General features: G+C 46.1%; 17 protein-coding genes. 13 read left to right on the top strand and 4 right to left on the bottom strand.

Going from position 1 to position 19,438, the window contains the following annotated elements; genetic code table 11:
• Positions 1-11: 11 nt before the first annotated feature.
• From tssE to C9I89_RS09895, 13 genes are read left to right on the top strand one after another with little or no spacing between them, the layout of a single operon-like run.
• Positions 12-419: a type VI secretion system baseplate subunit TssE gene (gene tssE, locus C9I89_RS09950; RefSeq protein WP_107283206.1), complete on the top strand. Its 408-nt coding sequence runs from the start codon at positions 12-14 to the stop codon at positions 417-419.
• Positions 416-2,167: a type VI secretion system baseplate subunit TssF gene (tssF, locus tag C9I89_RS09945; RefSeq protein WP_107283205.1), complete on the top strand. Its 1,752-nt coding sequence runs from the start codon at positions 416-418 to the stop codon at positions 2,165-2,167. Before tssE ends, tssF begins: the two co-directional genes overlap by 4 nt.
• On the top strand, positions 2,131-3,138 hold the full coding sequence (tssG, locus tag C9I89_RS09940; RefSeq protein WP_107283204.1) for a type VI secretion system baseplate subunit TssG: 1,008 nt from the start codon (positions 2,131-2,133) through the stop codon (positions 3,136-3,138). The genes tssF and tssG overlap by 37 nt, the downstream gene beginning before the upstream one ends.
• Positions 3,132-5,714 (top strand): type VI secretion system ATPase TssH, encoded by a 2,583-nt coding sequence (gene tssH, locus C9I89_RS09935; protein ID WP_107283203.1) that lies wholly within the window; start codon positions 3,132-3,134, stop codon positions 5,712-5,714. The genes tssG and tssH overlap by 7 nt, the downstream gene beginning before the upstream one ends.
• On the top strand, positions 5,711-7,297 hold the full coding sequence (locus tag C9I89_RS09930; protein ID WP_107283202.1) for a sigma-54 interaction domain-containing protein: 1,587 nt from the start codon (positions 5,711-5,713) through the stop codon (positions 7,295-7,297). The genes tssH and C9I89_RS09930 overlap by 4 nt, the downstream gene beginning before the upstream one ends.
• Positions 7,294-7,425: a hypothetical protein gene (locus tag C9I89_RS22960; protein WP_281258258.1), complete on the top strand. Its 132-nt coding sequence runs from the start codon at positions 7,294-7,296 to the stop codon at positions 7,423-7,425. Before C9I89_RS09930 ends, C9I89_RS22960 begins: the two co-directional genes overlap by 4 nt.
• 2 nt (positions 7,426-7,427) lie before the next feature.
• Positions 7,428-8,753: a type VI secretion system-associated FHA domain protein TagH gene (gene tagH, locus C9I89_RS09925; RefSeq protein WP_107283201.1), complete on the top strand. Its 1,326-nt coding sequence runs from the start codon at positions 7,428-7,430 to the stop codon at positions 8,751-8,753.
• A gap of 8 nt (positions 8,754-8,761) precedes the next feature.
• Entirely contained in the window at positions 8,762-9,268 is a 507-nt protein-coding gene (tssJ, locus tag C9I89_RS09920) for a type VI secretion system lipoprotein TssJ (protein ID WP_107283200.1), read from the top strand.
• A 2-nt stretch (positions 9,269-9,270) separates the two neighbouring features.
• On the top strand, positions 9,271-10,593 hold the full coding sequence (gene tssK / locus C9I89_RS09915) for a type VI secretion system baseplate subunit TssK (RefSeq protein ID WP_107283199.1): 1,323 nt from the start codon (positions 9,271-9,273) through the stop codon (positions 10,591-10,593).
• Between the two features lies 1 nt (position 10,594).
• Entirely contained in the window at positions 10,595-11,458 is an 864-nt protein-coding gene (gene icmH / locus C9I89_RS09910; protein WP_107283198.1) for a type IVB secretion system protein IcmH/DotU, read from the top strand.
• A gap of 5 nt (positions 11,459-11,463) precedes the next feature.
• Positions 11,464-15,000 carry a type VI secretion system membrane subunit TssM gene (tssM, locus tag C9I89_RS09905; protein WP_107283197.1) on the top strand — a complete coding sequence of 1,179 codons (3,537 nt, stop codon included), beginning with the start codon at positions 11,464-11,466 and terminating at the stop codon, positions 14,998-15,000.
• 2 nt (positions 15,001-15,002) lie between these two features.
• A complete protein-coding gene (locus C9I89_RS09900; RefSeq protein ID WP_107283196.1) occupies positions 15,003-15,674 on the top strand; it encodes a PP2C family protein-serine/threonine phosphatase in 672 nt (223 codons plus the stop codon).
• Positions 15,671-16,585, top strand: a complete 915-nt coding sequence (locus tag C9I89_RS09895) for a serine/threonine protein kinase (RefSeq protein ID WP_107283195.1) — start codon at positions 15,671-15,673, stop codon at positions 16,583-16,585. The genes C9I89_RS09900 and C9I89_RS09895 overlap by 4 nt, the downstream gene beginning before the upstream one ends.
• A 30-nt stretch (positions 16,586-16,615) precedes the next feature.
• On the opposite strand, the gene C9I89_RS09890 is transcribed toward C9I89_RS09895, so the two are convergent.
• From C9I89_RS09890 to C9I89_RS09875, 4 genes are all read right to left on the bottom strand, one after another.
• On the bottom strand, positions 16,616-16,900 hold the full coding sequence (locus C9I89_RS09890; protein WP_107283194.1) for a type VI secretion system PAAR protein: 285 nt from the start codon (positions 16,898-16,900) through the stop codon (positions 16,616-16,618).
• Between the two features lie 52 nt (positions 16,901-16,952).
• Positions 16,953-17,666: a hypothetical protein gene (locus C9I89_RS09885; RefSeq protein WP_170107677.1), complete on the bottom strand. Its 714-nt coding sequence runs from the start codon at positions 17,664-17,666 to the stop codon at positions 16,953-16,955.
• A 20-nt stretch (positions 17,667-17,686) separates the two neighbouring features.
• A complete protein-coding gene (locus tag C9I89_RS22340) occupies positions 17,687-18,103 on the bottom strand; it encodes a hypothetical protein (RefSeq protein ID WP_146155063.1) in 417 nt (138 codons plus the stop codon).
• Positions 18,104-18,291: 188 nt separating this feature from the next.
• Positions 18,292-19,404, bottom strand: a complete 1,113-nt coding sequence (locus tag C9I89_RS09875; RefSeq protein WP_107283191.1) for a hypothetical protein — start codon at positions 19,402-19,404, stop codon at positions 18,292-18,294.
• Positions 19,405-19,438 lie beyond the last annotated feature (34 nt).

Genomic DNA, 19,438 nt, shown 5'->3' with positions numbered 1-19,438 from the left:
GTGAAATGAATATGCGAAACAGACTTTTTGATCGCCTGTCAGGCGATGCAGAACGTACCCGTCACTTATCGGATATCGATGCACTTTGCCTGTCGATTAAACAGCACATATCACAATTAATCGGAACCCGTCAGGGCTCAGCGATGACCGTGCCTCAACTCGGACTGCCTGATCTCAATAGCCAGCATATGAGCCCTTTTGACGCGATTCAGCATATACGACGTGAAATCGAACGTGTTATTCATCAATTTGAACCTCGCCTGCACGAAGCCTCGGTTAAGTACCTTGGCGATGTCAATAATCCGCTTAACCTTACCTTTAACATTGAAGGTAATGTGATGATCAATGGCAGAACAGACTGCATTTCCTTTTCGACACACTTGAACAATCATGACCGTCACCGGGTTGAATGTTCATGAACTTCAACCATTACTACCTTAGTGAACTGGCAGCCCTCCGTGAACTTGGCAAAGAGTTTGCTGATGAAAACCCGGCACTGGCACCTTACCTTAGCCAGCAGGGGCAAGATCCTGATGTTGAACGCTTATTTGAAGGTTTTGCCTTTCTAACCGGACGTCTGCGCCAGCGCCTTGATGATGAACTGCCAGAGCTTACCCATTCGCTTATGCGTTTACTCTGGCCAAACTATGTTCGCCCTACTCCGGCGATCAGTACACTTGCCTTTACTCCAAAAGCTGAACTGAATCAGAAACAACTGATCCCGCGGGGCATCTCCGTTCGAAGCGAAACCGTCGAGGGCGTGAGTTGCCAGTTCAAAACCTGTTTCGAAACTGAAATATATCCACTCTCGATTGCATCTACACAATATAACTCAACAGGAGATGGAGGGATCTATACGATCCGTTTAATGCTTGAAAATGGTGCAAAAATTGATGCTATCAATCTCAATCAATTACGGTTTCATTTCCAAGGTGACAAAGCAACCTGCCTGAATCTGATCCTTGCGCTGCTAAACCACTGCAAACACATTGACTACCGCCTTTTAGACGCCGAATCAGAAGTCATCACTCAAACAAGGCTACCGGCAACATCAATAAAACCGGTTGGCTTTGCCAGCGACGAAGGGCTTATTGATTATCCGCTGAATACTTTTATGGGATATCGCCATATTCAAGAGTTTTTCTGTTATCCGGAAAAGTTTCAGTATATCGACCTGACGTCATTGCCACTATGGACAGCAGAACTCGCTGGTGAATGTACATGGGTCGAGTTTTCTTTTCATTTTGATCAACTGCCACTTAGCCAGTTTTATCCGGATCGCGCTGAAGCGACTTTATTTTGTACCCCGATTATTAATATCTTTGATACCGATACGTCACCTCTCTTGCTTGACCACCGTAAAACACTTTATAAATTAACCCCGGTAACTGACCATAAAGCCAGCGGCATTGTAATTGGAATCAACAGCGTAACGGGATGGCAGCCAGGGCAGCAAGGTCGAATTACCTTTCATAACTTTGAATCATTCGAGCACGATGCGCAAAATGGTAAAGGCAGTTATTACAGCATCAAACAATCACCTAACATTGTGACTCGCCAGATTGATACCTATTTGTCGTTCAACCTACAAACCACCACATATCGCGCAATCACCGTTTCAGTCTCGGTCACTGCCTGCAATGGTCAACACCCCCAATTACTGCCTCTGGGCAGCATTTGCGAAATGACCGACTCATCGCCTGAATTTACAACATTTAAGAACATTACCATGCCCACGCCTTTATATGCGCCGCCATTTGAAAAAGATGGATTGTGGTCATTAATTTCCAATATGTCGCTGAACTATGTCTCTCTGACTAAACCCGAAGCACTAAAAAAAATCCTTAAAGCCTATGACTTCCCCGGAAATCAGGATGATACAAAAGCCAAACGAACCCGCCACCTGCTTGATGGCATTAAAAATCTCACGACAGACCCTGTCGATCTCTTACTTAAAGGGCTACCTGTCCGGGGTACCCATACTCACTTAACGCTCGATACCAAACATTTTCTCTGTGAGGGAGAGCTCTACCTGTTCACTGCCGTGCTTAACGAGTTTTTTTCGCTTTACGCCAGCATCAACGCATTCAACATGCTTTCAGTCCACAGTACCGAAGGAGGAGACTACTCATGGCCAGTGCGAGTCGGTCAACAACCCGTGATCTGATTGAGTTTGACCGTGATATCAGACGTTTCAACGTCATTCAGGCGATTGATAAAATCTGTAGCTGGCTAACGGAGCAGCACCCGGAACTCGATAAGGATCAGGCTTATGAACGCATTCAATTCATCGCCAACCCCTCACAGGCTTTTGCTGCCAGTGATATAGAGCGCGTTGAGGCTTATACCGACAAATACGGGCAATACCGGACCACGGTTACCTTGAATTTGCTCGCATTGTTTGGCGCTTCTTCGCCATTACCCAGCTATTACAGTGATTACGTCTCTAATAACGAGTCCAAAGCGATTCAGAACTTTCTGGATATTTTCCATCATCGTATTCACCGCTTGCTCCATACAATCTGGAAGAAATATCGGTATAACGCATCATTTCGAAGCGGCGCATCTGATCCCTTCTCACACTACACCTTCTCACTGCTCGGCCTGAAGGATGAAACATTACGAACCAATGACAATATTGACTGGGTCAGGTTACTGCCTTATCTCGGGCTGCTCAATCAACGGGTGCGTTCAGCCGCCGCTATCGAAGCCACACTTCGTTACTATTTTCAGTTACCACAAATTGATATCGAGCAGTGCACATTACGCTACTGCGCGATCCACCCGAGCCAGAAAAATCAACTTGGCACAGTCAATAATACCTTAGGCCAAACAACCGTGTTAGGGGAAACCATCCGTGATCGCGCCAACAAATTCCGGATCCATATCCGAGAGCTCACTTGGGTGCAGTTCCATCGTTTTCTTGAAGGAGAGCCAGATTGGCTCACCTTACATCAGCTCGTTCGCTTCGCGGTAAAAGACCCGATGGACTTCGATATTCAGCTTCACCTTCAACAGGGCGAACCTCGGCCACTCAAAATTCAAACCGACAATGAATGTCGTCTCGGATGGACGAGTTGGCTAGGTTCCAAACCTAATGAGAGCAATATTACCCTTTCAGGAAACACGCTATGTTAAACGTAGAGCTACAACAATTGATCAAAGCCTTGGATAAAGAATCGCATCAGGCATTGGAGCAAGCGGCTCAGCTATGTGTATCACGCGGTGGGCAAGAAGTGCTGTGTGAAGATGTCATTCTAGCACTCCTAAATAATCCGAAAAGCTTTTGGAATAACGCTTGCCAACAGTTTGAACTATGCACCAATGGGTTGGTTAAAACCTTGCAACATGGCCGTAAAATCTCAACCAATGAGACCCTGCACCCGGTATTGTCACCAGCATTAATTGCATGGTTACAAGAGGCATACCTGTTTGCCACCTTACAGCTCAAACAGCAAGAAATCCTCTCTGGCTGCTTACTGCTCGCGCTGCTGACAAACCCGGTACGATACGGACATGCCCCGTATTTTGAAGTGTTAAACCAGATCCCAGCGGACAAGCTGGAAAACCAACTGCTGGGGTTAATTGAAACAGCACATCAACAGCAATCTCGGCAGGTTGACGGCGACGAGACGCTGGAAGCCTACACCACCAATTATACTCAACTTGCCAGAGACCATCGTATCGACCCGGTGTTATGTCGTGATCAGGAGATCCGGCAAATGATTGACATTCTAGCTCGCCGCCGAAAAAACAACCCTATGATCGTCGGTGAAGCCGGTGTCGGTAAAACCGCTCTGGTTGAAGGGCTGGCATTAAAAATAGCCGCGGGCGAAGTACCGGATATTCTCGCAGATGTCACCCTACTCTCACTTGATCTTGGTTTATTACAAGCAGGTGCCAGTATAAAGGGAGAATTTGAGCGTCGCTTAAATGCGGTGATCAACGCAGTACAACAAAATCCGACTCCTATTATTCTCTTTATTGATGAAGCCCACACCCTCATTGGTGCCGGTGGTCAGGCTGGCGGAAACGATGCCGCAAACCTGTTAAAACCCGCACTTGCCCGTGGCGAATTACGCACGATTGGCGCCACAACCTGGTCGGAGTACAAAAAATACATTGAAAAAGATCCGGCATTAGCCCGTCGCTTCCAGCCTATTAAAGTCGATGAACCGGATGTTGAGCAGGCAACCACCATATTACGAGGCTTAGCCGGCCGCTATGAAGAAGCCCATGGCGTATACATTCGTGACGATGCCATCAGCGCTGCAGCGGAATTATCGGCACGCTACCTGACTGGGCGCCAACTACCTGATAAAGCGATTGATTTGCTCGATACCGCTTGTGCTCGGGTTAAAATCAACTTGCGTTCAAAGCCTGAGCCATTAGAAAAACACCTGCACCAGATCGCCATCACCGAACGTGAATTGCAGTCTCACCTGCGCGATCAGGAAGCCGGACTCGAAAAAGATCCGACGCAAATAGAAGCGCTTCAAGAGCTACTAACCACCAGCCAAATCGAATACGATGCGCTGGAAATGCTTTGGCACCAGCAAACCGAGCTTGCGCAAGCACTGCTTGATATCCGTTCGTCCATCAATACAGTCAGTGATGAAGATAAACAGGCAAAAATTGAACACCAGACACGGTTAGCAAGCGAGCTTGCCGAACTAAAAGCACAAGCAGACTTAGTCAATTACGAAGTCTGTCCGGCGTTAATTGGTGAAGTCATCGCACACTGGACAGGTATTCCGCTCGGCACCTTAATGAAGGCAAGAAACGAGCAAGTACTGAATATCCGGCAACAGCTGAAAGATCAAATCAAAGGGCAGGACGATGCAGTTATCGCCCTCGAACAAGCAGTACAAGCAACCGCTGCCGGACTGAATAATCCTAACGCCCCGACTGGCGTATTTCTCTTTGTCGGCCCCAGTGGCATCGGAAAAACTCAGACTGCTCAGGCCATTGCCAACTTAATGTACGGCGGCGAGCAGTTCCTGACGACTATCAACATGTCCGAATTTCAGGAAAAACATACCGTTTCCCGTCTGATTGGCTCTCCTCCGGGTTATGTCGGTTATGGCGAAGGTGGGGTATTAACCGAAGCTGTACGTCAGCGTCCGTATTCAGTTATTTTGCTCGACGAAGTGGAAAAAGCCGATCCGGAAGTCATGAACCTGTTCTATCAGATTTTTGATAAAGGTATCGTCAATGATGGTGAAGGACGTGAGATTAATTTTCGCCAGACACTGATCATCATGACCTCAAATCTTGCCTCTGACGTCATCACCCAGCTCTGTGAAGAGCAGCGACCAGACAGCCAAACCCTGAAAACGGCGATCCGTCCGACACTCAACCATTATTTTAAACCAGCCCTCGTGGCACGAATGAATATTGTGCCCTTTTACCCACTGGAGCAAGACACCTTAGCGCAATTAGCTGAAATTCGCATGAACCAACTTGGCGAACAGTTAGCGAGGCAAAATATCGCCTTTACCTTCGATGATGAGGTGCTTTCCCACATCGCAGCCAGCTGCACCCTAACCGAAACGGGTGCCAGAAATATTGATGCCCTGATCAACGGACAGCTGAAACCGATCCTGTCGGTCCAAATTATTGCCGCAATGTCAAACAATACACCATTGCTAAGTATTCATCTGGGCCAGGATGAAAACGGCCATTTTTGTTGCGAGTTCAAGGAGGCAGAATGAGCACCGCTCACGCTCAAGCTCACTCACAATCCCTTGCTTCAGCACTCGACATGCTGAAGCAACAAACCAGCCATACCGGTCTTCTGACCTATTGGCTGAATTCAGTGATACAGGTAAGCAAAGCGGTATCGGTTCAATGCTTTCTGCTTAAACCTGAAGGTACCGAGCTGATTAAAACAGCCAAAGCAAACCCCGACGGTGTAGACATAGAGACTAACCCCCCGACGCTTTCAGACACTGACTATGATGCTGATAATGCACTAACCCTCTGTCTCACAGAGAGAAAACGTATCCAAATGCGGTATAGCCAGTGTAATGGAACATTACGGCATATTCTCTTTTCTCCCTCAGAGCGTTACACCCTCAAAGAAGGCAGCATCCTTCTGCTGCCATTACATACCCAAGATGAAAATAGTTCGGTCATCGGTGTCCTTGCTATCTACCAAGTAGAAGAAATGGCTAACAGCGACATACCGACGGTTCAACGTCTTAATGAAGTCGCTTTAAGTAAAATCTTACAAATGCGAGCACTGAGCAAAGCCGCGTCTGCACACTTCAAAATTCAACAGCAGTCTCCGCCAATCCCAAGCGACTATGGCATCGTGGGTGAGAGTGACGCCGTGAAACAAGTGCGTCTTAAGATCTCTCAGGCACTTCACATTAACCGTAATATATTGGTAACAGGCGAGACGGGTACCGGCAAAGAACTGGTTGCCAAAGCGATCCAGCAAAGCGGTAGCCGTCGGACACAGGCATTCTGTATCCAAAACTGTGCCAGCATCCCTGAACATCTGCTAGAAAGCGAGCTGTTTGGTTACCACAAAGGGGCATTTACCGGTGCCAATAAGGATTATCCGGGATTACTTCGCGCTGCTGATAAAGGGACTGTTTTTCTCGATGAGATTGGTGACATGCCACTGCAGCTACAAGCCAAGCTACTGCGCGTGCTGGAAGACAAGCAAGTACGGCCTCTTGGTTCGACCCAATCGTACCCCATTGATATTCGTATTATCGCAGCCACGCATCAACACCTAGACAAACTGATCAATGAAGGTAAGTTCCGTCACGATCTTTATTATCGCTTAGCACAATTTCCGATCGCCCTACCCAACTTAAAAGCCCGTAATCGAGATGCGGTTTTGCTGGCGAACTATTTTATTCACGCCTATGCCGAAGAGCACCAAACACCACCAGCAATACTCACAGAAGAAGCAGAATGTATCCTGCTCAGCTACAGTTTTCCCGGCAACGTACGGGAACTTAAAAACCTTGTCGATCGCGCTTTAATCATTTCGCAAAACTCAGGCGCCATCACACCGGAGCTTTTTGCCTATGACCTGCAAAACTTGCCGGCGTCTTGTGAAGACGAATCACACCGAACTGCCTCACAGCCCATTAAAGAAGGCAATAGTTTTACGGCTCAGGTTGATGACTTTGAACGCCAGCTCCTGACCCACTTTCTAAGCAAATATCATGGCAACCTTCGTGCAGTCGCACAAGCATTAAAACTCTCGAAAGGTTCGCTCGACTATCGCATGCGTAAATTCAATCTGCTAGCAAAAGACTGGAGAGACCGAGTATGAAATACCTGTATACCGCCCTGTTGGCCCTATTTGTATTAACGGCCTGTAGCAACACCGATGGTTACCGTTCATTAGGGGATAAAGAGCCAGCACCACAAGCAGAGATAATCGCAGAGGAAGGGAAATAAGCATGGATCTTATCTTCAATATAATTAGTGCTGATGACTACCCAGCCAATTTAACGACATCATTTACCTTTAAAAAAGCAGGGGGCACCATCGGCAGAGGTGAATACGCAGAATGGTTCCTGCCCGATACCAAGCGTCAGATATCCAATATCCACGCAACGATTTCCTTTGATGATGATTCGTACTTCATCACAGATAACAGTACCAACGGCACCTTTCTTGATGGGGAGGACGCACCGCTAAATAAAGGCGAAGCGCATCCCATCCACCATGGCGACAGTTTCAAGATAGGCAATTACCTGATGCAGGTCACTCTGGTACAAGATCCAGAACAATATGCTGCAGACAAAGAAACACTCCGCGCCCTGATCCCAGATGACAGCTTTCTTGACGATGAACCGGTTGACGAATTACTGGAAAGTGATCAAGACCTGCAGAATCTGCAAATAATGGCAGCTTCGCAAACCGAAGAGAAAGAAAGTGATGACAGTTTGCTTAAAGAGCATATTCCATCCCCCGTACTCGATCACTCTGTTCGCCATGAAGCAGGATTAGACGAAATTCCAGAAGACTTTACGATTAATGGCGACTTCACCATGCATGAAAGCAAGGGGGTTAATAACAATGACCCGGTTAATGAGAGGAATGACGTTAATATAAATAACGATATTGAGGCAGAACCGTTTAATCAGCAGTCATCAGCATCACAGGCCAGAAACAACGCAACCACCACACAGCAGTACCCAGATTCCGTCATTCTCAGCGCGTTAAGCAAAGGGCTGGGTGTCAACTTTCCCCAGCACACCGATCAGCAACAGCTCGCACATGATATTGGCGTACTTTTACGTCAGTCCGTTGGCGGCCTGCAGCAATTGCTACGTACCCGGGCGGAAATGAAAAACAGTCTGCGCGGCAAAGCGACAACAATACAGGGACAAGGCAATAATCCGCTCAAGTTCAGCCATGATGCCTCAGAGGCTCTCAATATACTACTGGCGAAAAAAAGGGGCTTTCTTACTGGGCCAGAAGCCATTACTCAGGGCTGCAATGATATTCAAGCCCACCAGCTCGCCATCAACGATGCCAGCCAACATATGGTGCAAGAGCTTATCGAAAAGCTGTCGCCACAAACACTGACCTACCGTTTCATCCAGGAAGGTGTTAAAGCCAGCTTTGGCCGTGCAGACGCCAAATACTGGCGTGCTTACTCGCAATTACATGAAAAAATCCAGAATGATGCAGAATGGCGTAATGCCTTGCTAGAGCAAGATTTTGCTAAACACTATGAAACACATTTACAACTGCTAAATACAGCCTTACGCGCATGAGGATAACAATGAAAAGATTAATACCACTACTCTTTTGCAGCCTGCTTTTTGCCTGCAGCAGCACGCCAGATCCCACACTTGTTGATCTCACGCTCATCGCCACGTCAGATCTCAATCCGGACCAAACCGGGCGGCCATCACCAATGGTGGTAAAAATAGTTGAACTGAAAGCAGCGACAGGATTCGAAAACGCAACGTTTTTTGCCCTTTACGAAAATACAAAAAAAACCTTAGGGCCTGATTTCATTGCTGAAGAAGAGCTTATTTTACGCCCAGGCGAAAAACATAACATAAAGCTAAATCTCAATGAAAATAGCCGATTTATTGGGATTATTGGCGCCTATCAGCAAATCAATGATGCCGAATGGCGCTTTTTGCAAACGCTGGAAAAAGAAGAACTGCAAAAAGTTGAACTCGGTATTACTGACTCCGGCATCTTGCGGATCAAGCGCGTCTCACTTCGTAATAAACATAGCCAATCTAACAGTTTACAACCGCAAGGCGAAGGTTCTTAGATATGGATAAGGTCATTTGGCAAGAAGGGATGCTGCTACGACCACAGCATTTCCAGCAACATGAACGCTATATGCATCATCAGCTGCAGGTTCGTTCACAGAATCAGAATCGTTTTAACTGGGGATTTTATTCCCTCAGTATAGACCTACACCATTTATCTGTTGGTAAGGTATTGATTAATGAGGCTAAAGGCGTACTTCCTGATGGAACTTTATTCGATATTAACCACCAATCAAAACCACTGATCTGGCAAGCAACGCAAGAAGCAAATGGCGCGACACTGTATCTGTCACTCCCCGTGACAACGCTTAATACGCCCGAAAGTCGCCGAGAAGATGATAACCATATATCAACGCGCTTCACCGCTTTTGATGTCACGATTGCAGATAACAATGCGCATACGCAGAACATTCAAAGCCTGACCTGTGGCCAGCACGATTTTCAGATCCTTGATGAAAGCGCCATTGATAACCATTGGGTGAAATTGAAGCTGTGTAAAATCAAGCAAGTCACCCCTGAAGGGGTGGTTGAGTTTGAGAGCTACTTTGAACCGAGTTATATCAATGGGCGCCACTCAGATATGATTCAGAAAATCTTGCGCGAAGCACTGAACCTGGTGACTCATCGCGCCAACATGCTGGCTGAACGCATCATCCAATCGGGTCATGCGACCTCTGAGATCGGTGATTTTCTTCTGCTCCAACTGTTAAATAAATATGAGCCGATCCTACACTATCTGTACCACAGCGGGGCATATCATCCGGAAGAACTCTTTCTTCACTTAGCTTCACTTCATGGGGAGTTATCGACCTATGCCCCGAAAACCAGACGCACGGATCTCAGCTTGCAGTATCAACACCATGATCAGGCATCCTGTTTCCGCGAGCTCATGCGAGCACTGCGACATCAACTTACCCAGACATTGAAACAAAATGCGATTGAAATTGAATTACAGACTCGTAAACATGGCGTACTGGTTGCTCCCGTTAATGAAAAAGACCTCCTGATGGAAGCCTCTTTCATATTGGCTGCCCGTACCAATATCGACCCGGAAACATTGCGTAAACAACTGCCACCTAAGCTCAAAGTAGGGCCTGTCGAAAAAATCCGTAACCTTGTCAATCTTCAGTTACCCGGCATTCGCTGTCGCGCGTTATCTGTCGCTCCCCGCCAGGTGCCTTACCATGGGGACTACTGTTACTTCGCGTTGGATCTCAACTCCACCGATCGCGCCCAGCTTGCTCAGTCCGGCGGTTTCGCTTTTCATATCGCCGGCGAATACAGTGATCTTTCACTTCAATTCTGGGCAATAAGGAACAGTTAATATGAATACTTCACTTATCCCTGCAAAATCTGCAAATGCAGTAGATAGAACGGTGCTGATTAACCATGCACCTTACGAGTCATCCCCCTCATTAACATCAAACGATAACACCCCGCATTTCGAGCATCTGCAAGAACGCATGGTGTATGCCACCCGCGTTAAACCCGAGGAGCAAAGTGTTGTCGGGATCAATCCACTCATTGATGCTGCGACATCGCTGCTGATCTTACCCTCCGAATTAAAACGGGAAATGCACCTTGATATCGAACTGTTGCAAAGCCGGCTGGTCGGTGAAATTAAAGCATTCGAATTTCAGGCCACTAACCTTGGCATTGACAATAGCCAACTTGCTATTTCCCGCTACGTGCTTTGTACCTTCATTGATGAAACTGTGGTGACCACCCCATGGGGAAATGACAGTGGCTGGTCGCAGCATTCCATGCTCAGTACCTTCCATAATGAAACCTATGGCGGTGAGAAGTTTTTCCTACTGCTGGAACGTCTGACACGCAACCCCGCAAAATACCTCCATTTGCTTGAGCTAATGTACCTTTGCCTGAGCCTTGGTTTTGAAGGGAAGTATCGCGTACTTGCGCGTGGTCTTACAGAATTAGAGGCGATTCGCGACAGTTTGTATCGGCAAATCCGCATGTTGCGCGGGGACAACCCGAGCACCCTATCCCCAAACTGGGAACCAAAGAGCCTTCAACGTCATAAACTGACACGAAGAACGTCACTGCTGGGTATTGGCTGCTTGGTCATACTTAGTCTCGCCGCCCTGTATAGCGGCTTTTACTACGTACTTGATCAGCAATCGGCACTTGTTATCGACAACTACGTACAGATCAGTGAACAGGGAAGTTAAAAACCATGAAAGCTGTATTTAAAAAAATATGGAACACCTTTAAGCAAGTTTGGTGCTGGAGCCTATTCCTGACCATTACCTTGTGCGTATTACTTGTACTATGGGGCGACCAAGTTGCCATCGCCGGTAACGCCATATTGTCCGGTACCAGCCATAAAATGGTTGCCTGCTTTGTGCTTTTGATCGTTTGGGCTGCATGCATCAGCATTCATCACCAGATCAAAAAGCGTCAGGCCCAGGCTGCTCAAGATCGTGCTGAAATAGAGGCTCAGGCTGCTCAGCAATCCTTAATCCGTGAAACGGTCGATGCGTTAACCGATAGGCTCAATGAGGCCGTTGCCACCATCAAACGGGCAGGTCTATACGGTCGGCTCAACGATCGTGTTAAGTATCAGCTTCCCTGGTATATGGTTATCGGCCCGCAAAACAGTGGCAAGACCACATTACTTGAATGCTCCGGGCTTGATTTCCCGCTTAACCAAGCCAGCGGAAAGTTCACCCGTGATATTCAACGCAGCCAACATTGCGAATGGTATTTTGCCAACCATGCAGTATTGGTTGACGCTGGCGGGCGGTATTTCGATCAACCAGAAACCAACATCGAAGGGCCGGTTTGGGTCAAATTTCTCAACACGCTCCGAACTAAACGTCGTCGCAGACCACTGAATGGCCTGCTGCTCACTATTGATATTCAGACATTACAAAACCCGGATGAAAATGAAATTGAGCAGCATGCCCGTTATGTGCGCGAGCGGTTGCAAGAAATCCGTCACCACCTAAATTCTGATATCCCGGTCTACCTGGTATTAACCAAAACGGATTTGGTTACAGGCTTTGATGCGTTTTTTGCCCACCTTAACCGCGAAGATATGGATCAGGTGGTTGGCGTCACCTTTAACCAGGGCGAAGGCGAACAGGCCGAAAAAGTAAAATTTGAATTTGAAGAGCTACTGCGTCGCTTCAACGCCCAGCTTCTTCCGCTATTCCATGCTGAGCGTGACTTAGCACGCCGTTCTGATTTACTCCAGTTTCCCCGTCAACTCAGTTCCATTGTTGAACGGCTAGCCCTGTTCTGCGAATTGTCCTTTTCTGAAACACGCTACCACAGTCCGACGCACCTGCGCGGCCTCTACCTCACATCAGTTCCAGAACCCACAACGGATATTACCGAATCTACTGCTGTCATTGGCCAAAACCTGAGCATGAGCCAACGCGTACTGCCAACTAGCCGCCATCAACGGGGATTTTTTATTCGCCGTTTATTAGATGATGTTATCTTTCCGAACAGTGAACTGGCCACGTTAGATGAAAAATATGAACAAAAGATTAAGTGGATTAACCGCTCCGTATATATCGCATCAGCTTTAATTATCATCGGACTGGGTAGCGTCTGGGTTAACGGATTTTTGGGTAACCACCAGAAACAGCAAACAATGCTAACCCTGAAAAACCAATACCAGGATCAGTTACTCCATATTTCTCCCCTTGCCGATGAAATTGAACTTCTTCCGGCACTAAATACGCTTTACCATTCAACTCAAATTTATAATCCGGATCAGCTCCAATACCTCGAAAAACATTCCGGATTAAATCAAGGAACAAAAATTGCCTCCGTTGCTGAAGCGGTTTACTACCAGCAATTACAAGAACTTCTGTTACCTCGTATCACCAGTGAATTAGAGAATCAGATCTCGAGCAACCAGCAAAATCGTGAATTCCTGACCAAATCGCTTCGCGCCTACCTGATGATGAATATGCAGGAGCATATGGATAAAGCGTTTATGAGCGAGTGGATAGCCGTTAACTGGTCATATCGCTACAGTGGATCCGCGACTGAACAAAATGAGCTACAGGGGCACTTTAATCGTTTGCTCAATGCCGGCTTTAAGCCTGTAACGCTGAATCAGAATTTGGTTGCCAAAACCCGTAAGCTATTACGCCAGGCAAGTACTCCGGAGCTGGTTTACCAACAAATTAAAGAAGAAGCGAGCAACCAGGAACTTTCCAATATTAGATTCAGTGACTACTTAGGCCCAAATCAGATTTTATTCACCAATGTCGATGTCGTCATTCCCGGTTTATATAGCCAGCAAGGGTACCAACGTGTCTTTTTAAGCAAAGGGTTAGAGCAAGTAAAAAGCCTGATCAATGAAAACTGGGTAGTCGGAACATCATCCGATCTGAGCGCATTAGAAATTCGTGAAATCTATGCCGATGTCGAAAATTTATATTTCCGAGACTACCTTCGTTACTGGCAGGACGCTGTTGATCAACTGAAAGTGATCCCGGTATCGACTCTCGATCAGGCGGTCTCACAGACCACAAGTGTCACCGCAGCCGGTCAGCCCGTGGTTAAAGTGCTGGCACTCATTAAAGAAAACACTACCTTTGTTGATGAAAGCCAATTGGCCAAGGATGGAACGAAAGCCGGGTTAGAAGAAGGGTCTAAACACGTTACCAACTACAAAGCCAAACGATTGGCTAAACTGGCAGCGGGAGCCCTACCTAAAGCTGACAATAAAACCTGGACCGCAAGGCGCAGTGTTTCTCATCAGTTTGATAAGTTAAATACGCTTATTCCTGATGGTATCGAGGCCAGTATTCCCCTGCAAGATGCACTGGTCACAATCAACGATCTTAACAGCAGTTTATCAATCATTAAGCATTCCCTGAATACGCCTCAATCTTCTTTCGATGCGGCACGAAAACGGATGCAAGGCAAAATAACCGAAATCGATAAAGTACGGAAGACTGCACGTAACTTGCCTCTGCCCCTATCGTCATGGTGGAACCAGGTGGCCGATAACGCGTGGAATATTATATTAACTGAAGCGCAGAAACACGTACAGATGCTCTATAACGATCATGTCATTGTGCCGTATACCTTAACATTGAAAGGTCGTTACCCATTCACCACCAGCAACCGCGATGTCAATATTGCAGATTTCAATGCCTTCTTCCAGAAAGACGGAGTACTGGACAAGTTCTATCGTTCAACATTAGCACCGTTTGTACAAAACCGCGGTGGGTCATTATCGCTCAGCGCCTTAAATGGACGTGATCTTGGCCTTTCCACACAGTTCATGTACCAGTACTCACAAGGCTTGCAAATTCAACATACCTTCTATGGCCGCAATAAAACCCAGCCTAAAATCGGGTTTAAAATCGCACCATTTGAGCTGGACGCAACCGCTTTGCAGGCCGAATTTAACTATGGCGATCAAACAGTGTTATATCGCCACGGTCCGATTCAGAAGAAGTCGCTGAGCTGGCCAATCAGCGAACAACGCCAATTCGTCAACTTTGTGCTTAAAGATTTAAGTGGTGCAAATGTCGTGAGTAAGCAAGCAACTGGGCCCTGGGCATTTTTCCGGATCCTTGACGGCTTCAAGGTCAACAAATATCAGGGGCAAGATGTCCTCAAGATCGATCTGCAAAACAAGGGGATGAACGCTCAATACCTTATTTACAGTGATCGCACCCCAACCCCATTTGACCGTAAGCTGCTAAAAAACTTTACACTTTCTAAAAGGCTATCGTAATTATGGGCGCACATTTTCATTCTGCACATTTTACTCATGTGGGTAAAGTCAGAGCCAAAAATGAAGATGCGGTACTGTCGCTTGGCCCAGAAAATATCTGGGTCATCGCTGATGGAATGGGCGGGTATGAATATGGCGAGATAGCAAGCAGAATGGTGATTGAGGCGATTCAGCATCAGATCTTTTCTGGTTCACTAGAAGAACGAGTAGCAATGATTAAAGACGCGCTTTATCGCGTCAATCATCATCTCAGTCAGGAGAAAACCCTGTCTCAAAGTGCAGTAATTGGCAGTACTGTCTGTTTGCTTATCGCCTTCCAAGGACATATCGCCTGTTTGTGGGCAGGCGATTCCCGTTGTTACCTTTATCGGCGAAACCGGTTATATCAAGTATCCAGAGATCATAGCCAGCGCCTAAATGGTCGTTCGGTGTTAACCCGGGCTATTGGAATGGGAAGTAAATTGAATATCGAACACTGCATTCTGGCTGTTCAGAACGATGATACTTTCTTACTCACAACGGATGGGCTTCATAACGCCTTAACAGCCAAAACCATTCAGGCCTCGATGTCGTCTGACAGCCCCATAAAGGGTTCTGAAAAACTGAAAACAAAAGCGCTGCAAACGGAAGCGAGTGACAATTTATCTGCCATTATGATCAAGGTTACCCCATGACAGAACAATCCAGCTTGTCGTTATCACCAACCGATAAAAAACAGTCAGCATGTTTACCCGAGCAAGATGAGGTATTAAATGAGCGTTATCGCTTAAATAAGATTTTAGGCGTGGGAGGAATGGGCGTTGTCTATCAGGCAAGTGATTTACTGCTACTGAGTTTAGGGGTTAATCAGAGCCATTTCGCGATCAAAATGCTAACCCGAGAAGCGCAAGAATATACCGATGCCGGACTACTGCTGGTCAATGAGTTTACTCAGGTCCAAAAGCTGCAACACGCCAATATCTTACCCATTAACCAGATCGATATTTGCCAGCAAAGCCATCATGCATTTATCGTGATGCCAAAAATGGAAGGCGAACCATTATCGATGCTACTCGCATCACCTTTTGGTATTACCAAAGAAAAAGAGCGTTTTGTACTCGCATCATCATTGATATTAGCCGTTCTCCATTGCCATAAAAAAGGTGTCATTCATGGTGATATAAAACCCGAAAATATTATGATCGATAAAAATGGTCATCTGACACTGTTCGATTTCAGTATTAGTCGAAGTGTGAACGAAAAGAACAACCGATGTGCTATCGATTTTTCAAAAGTCCATGCATGGAGCGGGGATTACGCTGCGCCAGAGGTTTTAGCGGGAACAGCGCCAACAATTAAAAGCGATCAATACTCGCTGTGTGTTTTACTGTATAAATTGATTTTTAATATTCGCCATAACGCGAATGAAACACCGATGGTTATCGACAAGAACTTAAAATATGTGCCGTTACAAGCCATTCTTATTTCAGGTATGCAGCCTGACCCCAACCAACGCCACGTAAATTTCACCGAATTACTATCAACCTTAAAAGTGCTAAAAGATGAATTAACCCAGCAACGCAAAAATAAGTTTTTCTTTTTTTAGCCGTGATGCTAGGGGCTGTTTATCTTGCAACTAACCCGCTTTCACCGAACTGCCCGCTTGCACTTTACCGCCGCAACTGATTTTAGAGCCGCCGACGGCAATGGGCTTACCATTCACCAACACCGAGCCCACACCAGAAGCGATGCTGCGCGGGTGCGGCGGATTCTTGGGTTTAATATGCGGCATTAATGCATCGCCTTGGCGGGCAACAGGGCGGCCATCAATGAAGACATCTGAACTGGCTGAAATGATCGGGGATGGATGAAAACCATCATGCTGGGTGCCGATGTCACCCAGCAGTGCTGCTTTAGGCATAGGTAAATCCTTTTTGTTTATCGTCATTATTAATCAATCTGTGAACTGATGATTATTCTGCTTTTTCGGCTTGTTGCTGCTCGGCTTCATAGGCGGCTTGCATTTCATAGAACTCGCGTTTGCGTTGTTCATAAATGTGTTCAGGGATATAGGGGGGAACCGGCTCTTTATGTCCAATAATCATGTCGTAAAACTCATTATCCATCTGAATCAGTGGATTATTCTTTTTCCGTCCTTCCATATCATGAAGGTAATTCCAGAAGGTCGACTCATCATTGGCGGCATACAAATCGTGCCAGTAATTATCAGGGCGGCCGCGCTTGCCTGCTTTGTCATATTCGACTGTGGTGGGGTCTAAATGACGGAACGGCTCTAATTCTGGAATATCGGGCAATGGTTCTTCGATATCCATAAAGCGCAACAGCATATCCCACGCGGCATGGGCATCACGAATATTGGCGCCTGCACCATAAATTGGGAGACTGAACTTATATTGTTCACGGTAGCGATAGCGCATTTCCAGGTTAAAATTACAGGTGCCGTTGGCCATCATATCTCGCTCTATAACCGGGTCAAAATCTGTAAAATCAAATTCACCGAACTGGGTGATAACTTTACCGGTTTCACGAAAAAACCCCTGCCCCTTCCATTTATAACCTTTATAGTATTTTAAGTTACTGTTCTTAAGTCGAATATTGAACCAAGTACATATTGCACAAACGATTGGAGGAATAATAAAAGACCAACCCCAAAACTGACCTGACATTATCAATGTGATTATAGAGGTTATCCAAGCAGTACCAACCCACAGCCAAGCCAAGCCAAGCCAAGCCAAGCCAAGCCAAGCCAAGCCAAGCCAAGCCAAGCCAAGCCAAGCCAAGCCAAGGGGAAGCTAAAGCAACCGACAAATAGTTCCAAAAATATTCGTCTTTTCGGCTGGGTTTTATCTTCCTCCCAGCCAGATTTAAAAACTTTATGTGAAAATGGCCAATAGGCAGGAAAATCCTTTTTTTGAACTCGATATCTTTTCAGCCATCCTGCAGAGAACTGCTTTTGCCACGGGTTTAAATAATTGTATTGGCTATACCATCCTAACTGCGAATCAATCATTACATGCTCTAGCACGCCCATATTAATCGGTTGTGATACCAGCGGGCATTTCTGTTTGGTGTACGCCGTGGGTTGATATTGATTACACTGCATGGCTAACCCCCTTGCTGTTGTTGAGTGTTACCGACAAACACGGCTGAACATACTTAAACTCTCTGATTTTCGTTATACCCACATAGGCCTTTTCATTGGGGTGCCAAACTTCATCACTAAATTCAATGTATCTTGCCGCCAACGTGAACTTGATATTAAGCTTATTCTGCTTATTCTGCTTATTCTGCTTATTCTGCTTTTTCGGCTTGTTGCTGCTCCGCTTCATAGGCGGCTTGCATTTCATAGAACTCGCGTTTGCGTTGTTCATAAATGTGTTCAGGTATATACGGGGGCACAGGTTCTTTGTTGCCACGGATCATGGCACAAAAGTCACTTTCCATCTGAATCAGTGGGTTATTCTTTTTCCGCCCTTCCATATCATGAAGGTAATTCCAGAAGGTCGACTCATCATTGGCGGCATACAAATCGTGCCAGTAATTATCAGGGCGGCCGCGCTTGCCTGCTTTGTCATATTCGACTGTGGTGGGGTCTAAATGACGAAACGGCTCTAACTCGGGAATATCGGGCAATGGCTCTTCGATATCCATAAAGCGCAACAGCATATCCCACGCAGCATGGGCATCACGAATATTGGCACCTGCACCGTAAATTGAGATGCTGAACTTATATTGTTCACGGTAGCGATAGCGCATTTTCAGGTTAAAATTACAGGTGCCATTAGCCATCATATCTCGCTCAATAACGGGATCGAAATCAGTAAAATAAAATCCGCCAAATTGGGTGATAACTTTACCTGTTTCACGGAAGAACCCCTGTCCGTTCCATTTATCACGTTTGTAATACTTTAAATTACTATTCTTAAGTCGAATGTTTAACCAAGTAAATAATCCACACACTACTGGAGGATAAATAAAAAACTCCCAATTATTATCACCAAGTATTAATACCAGTAAAAAAGTAGCCCACGAGCAACCAACCCAAAGCCAAGCCAAGCCAAGCCAAGCCAAGCCAAGCCAAGCCAAGGGGAAGCTAAAGCAACCAACAAACATTTCCGTAAACATTTTATCTGATTGTTGGCTTTTATCTTCATCCCAGCCTGTTTTAAATACCTGATGTGATAAGAACCAATAGTCAGGAAAGTCCTTTTTTTGAACTCGATATTTTTTCAGCCATCCTGCAGAGAACTGTTTTTGTCTCGGGTTTAAGTAATTGTACTGGCTATACCATGCTAACTGCGAATCAATCATTACATGCTCTAGCACACCCATATTAATCGGTTGTGATACCAGCGGGCATTTCTGTTTGGTGTACGCCGTGGGTTGATATTGATTACACTGCATTGCTAACCCTTCTACTGTTGTTTAGTGTTATCGA

The organism is Photobacterium lipolyticum (genome assembly GCF_003026475.1).
Classification (GTDB): domain Bacteria; phylum Pseudomonadota; class Gammaproteobacteria; order Enterobacterales; family Vibrionaceae; genus Photobacterium; species Photobacterium lipolyticum.
This window is presented reverse-complemented; position numbering and strand designations above follow the sequence as displayed.

What these genes read in the sequence shown, in the direction of transcription:
- C9I89_RS22340 (WP_146155063.1), bottom strand. Translation starts at nt 18,103, where the DNA reads ATGCAGTGTAATCAATATCAACCCACGGCGTACACCAAACAGAAATGC.
- tssJ (WP_107283200.1), top strand. Translation starts at nt 8,762, where the DNA reads ATGAAAAGATTAATACCACTACTCTTTTGCAGCCTGCTTTTTGCCTGC.
- tssH (WP_107283203.1), top strand. Translation starts at nt 3,132, where the DNA reads ATGTTAAACGTAGAGCTACAACAATTGATCAAAGCCTTGGATAAAGAA.
- tagH (WP_107283201.1), top strand. Translation starts at nt 7,428, where the DNA reads ATGGATCTTATCTTCAATATAATTAGTGCTGATGACTACCCAGCCAAT.
- tssK (WP_107283199.1), top strand. Translation starts at nt 9,271, where the DNA reads ATGGATAAGGTCATTTGGCAAGAAGGGATGCTGCTACGACCACAGCAT.
- C9I89_RS09895 (WP_107283195.1), top strand. Translation starts at nt 15,671, where the DNA reads ATGACAGAACAATCCAGCTTGTCGTTATCACCAACCGATAAAAAACAG.
- tssF (WP_107283205.1), top strand. Translation starts at nt 416, where the DNA reads ATGAACTTCAACCATTACTACCTTAGTGAACTGGCAGCCCTCCGTGAA.
- C9I89_RS22960 (WP_281258258.1), top strand. Translation starts at nt 7,294, where the DNA reads ATGAAATACCTGTATACCGCCCTGTTGGCCCTATTTGTATTAACGGCC.
- C9I89_RS09890 (WP_107283194.1), bottom strand. Translation starts at nt 16,900, where the DNA reads ATGCCTAAAGCAGCACTGCTGGGTGACATCGGCACCCAGCATGATGGT.
- C9I89_RS09875 (WP_107283191.1), bottom strand. Translation starts at nt 19,404, where the DNA reads ATGCAGTGTAATCAATATCAACCCACGGCGTACACCAAACAGAAATGC.
- icmH (WP_107283198.1), top strand. Translation starts at nt 10,595, where the DNA reads ATGAATACTTCACTTATCCCTGCAAAATCTGCAAATGCAGTAGATAGA.
- C9I89_RS09885 (WP_170107677.1), bottom strand. Translation starts at nt 17,666, where the DNA reads ATGTCAGGTCAGTTTTGGGGTTGGTCTTTTATTATTCCTCCAATCGTT.
- C9I89_RS09930 (WP_107283202.1), top strand. Translation starts at nt 5,711, where the DNA reads ATGAGCACCGCTCACGCTCAAGCTCACTCACAATCCCTTGCTTCAGCA.
- tssE (WP_107283206.1), top strand. Translation starts at nt 12, where the DNA reads ATGCGAAACAGACTTTTTGATCGCCTGTCAGGCGATGCAGAACGTACC.
- tssG (WP_107283204.1), top strand. Translation starts at nt 2,131, where the DNA reads ATGGCCAGTGCGAGTCGGTCAACAACCCGTGATCTGATTGAGTTTGAC.
- C9I89_RS09900 (WP_107283196.1), top strand. Translation starts at nt 15,003, where the DNA reads ATGGGCGCACATTTTCATTCTGCACATTTTACTCATGTGGGTAAAGTC.
- tssM (WP_107283197.1), top strand. Translation starts at nt 11,464, where the DNA reads ATGAAAGCTGTATTTAAAAAAATATGGAACACCTTTAAGCAAGTTTGG.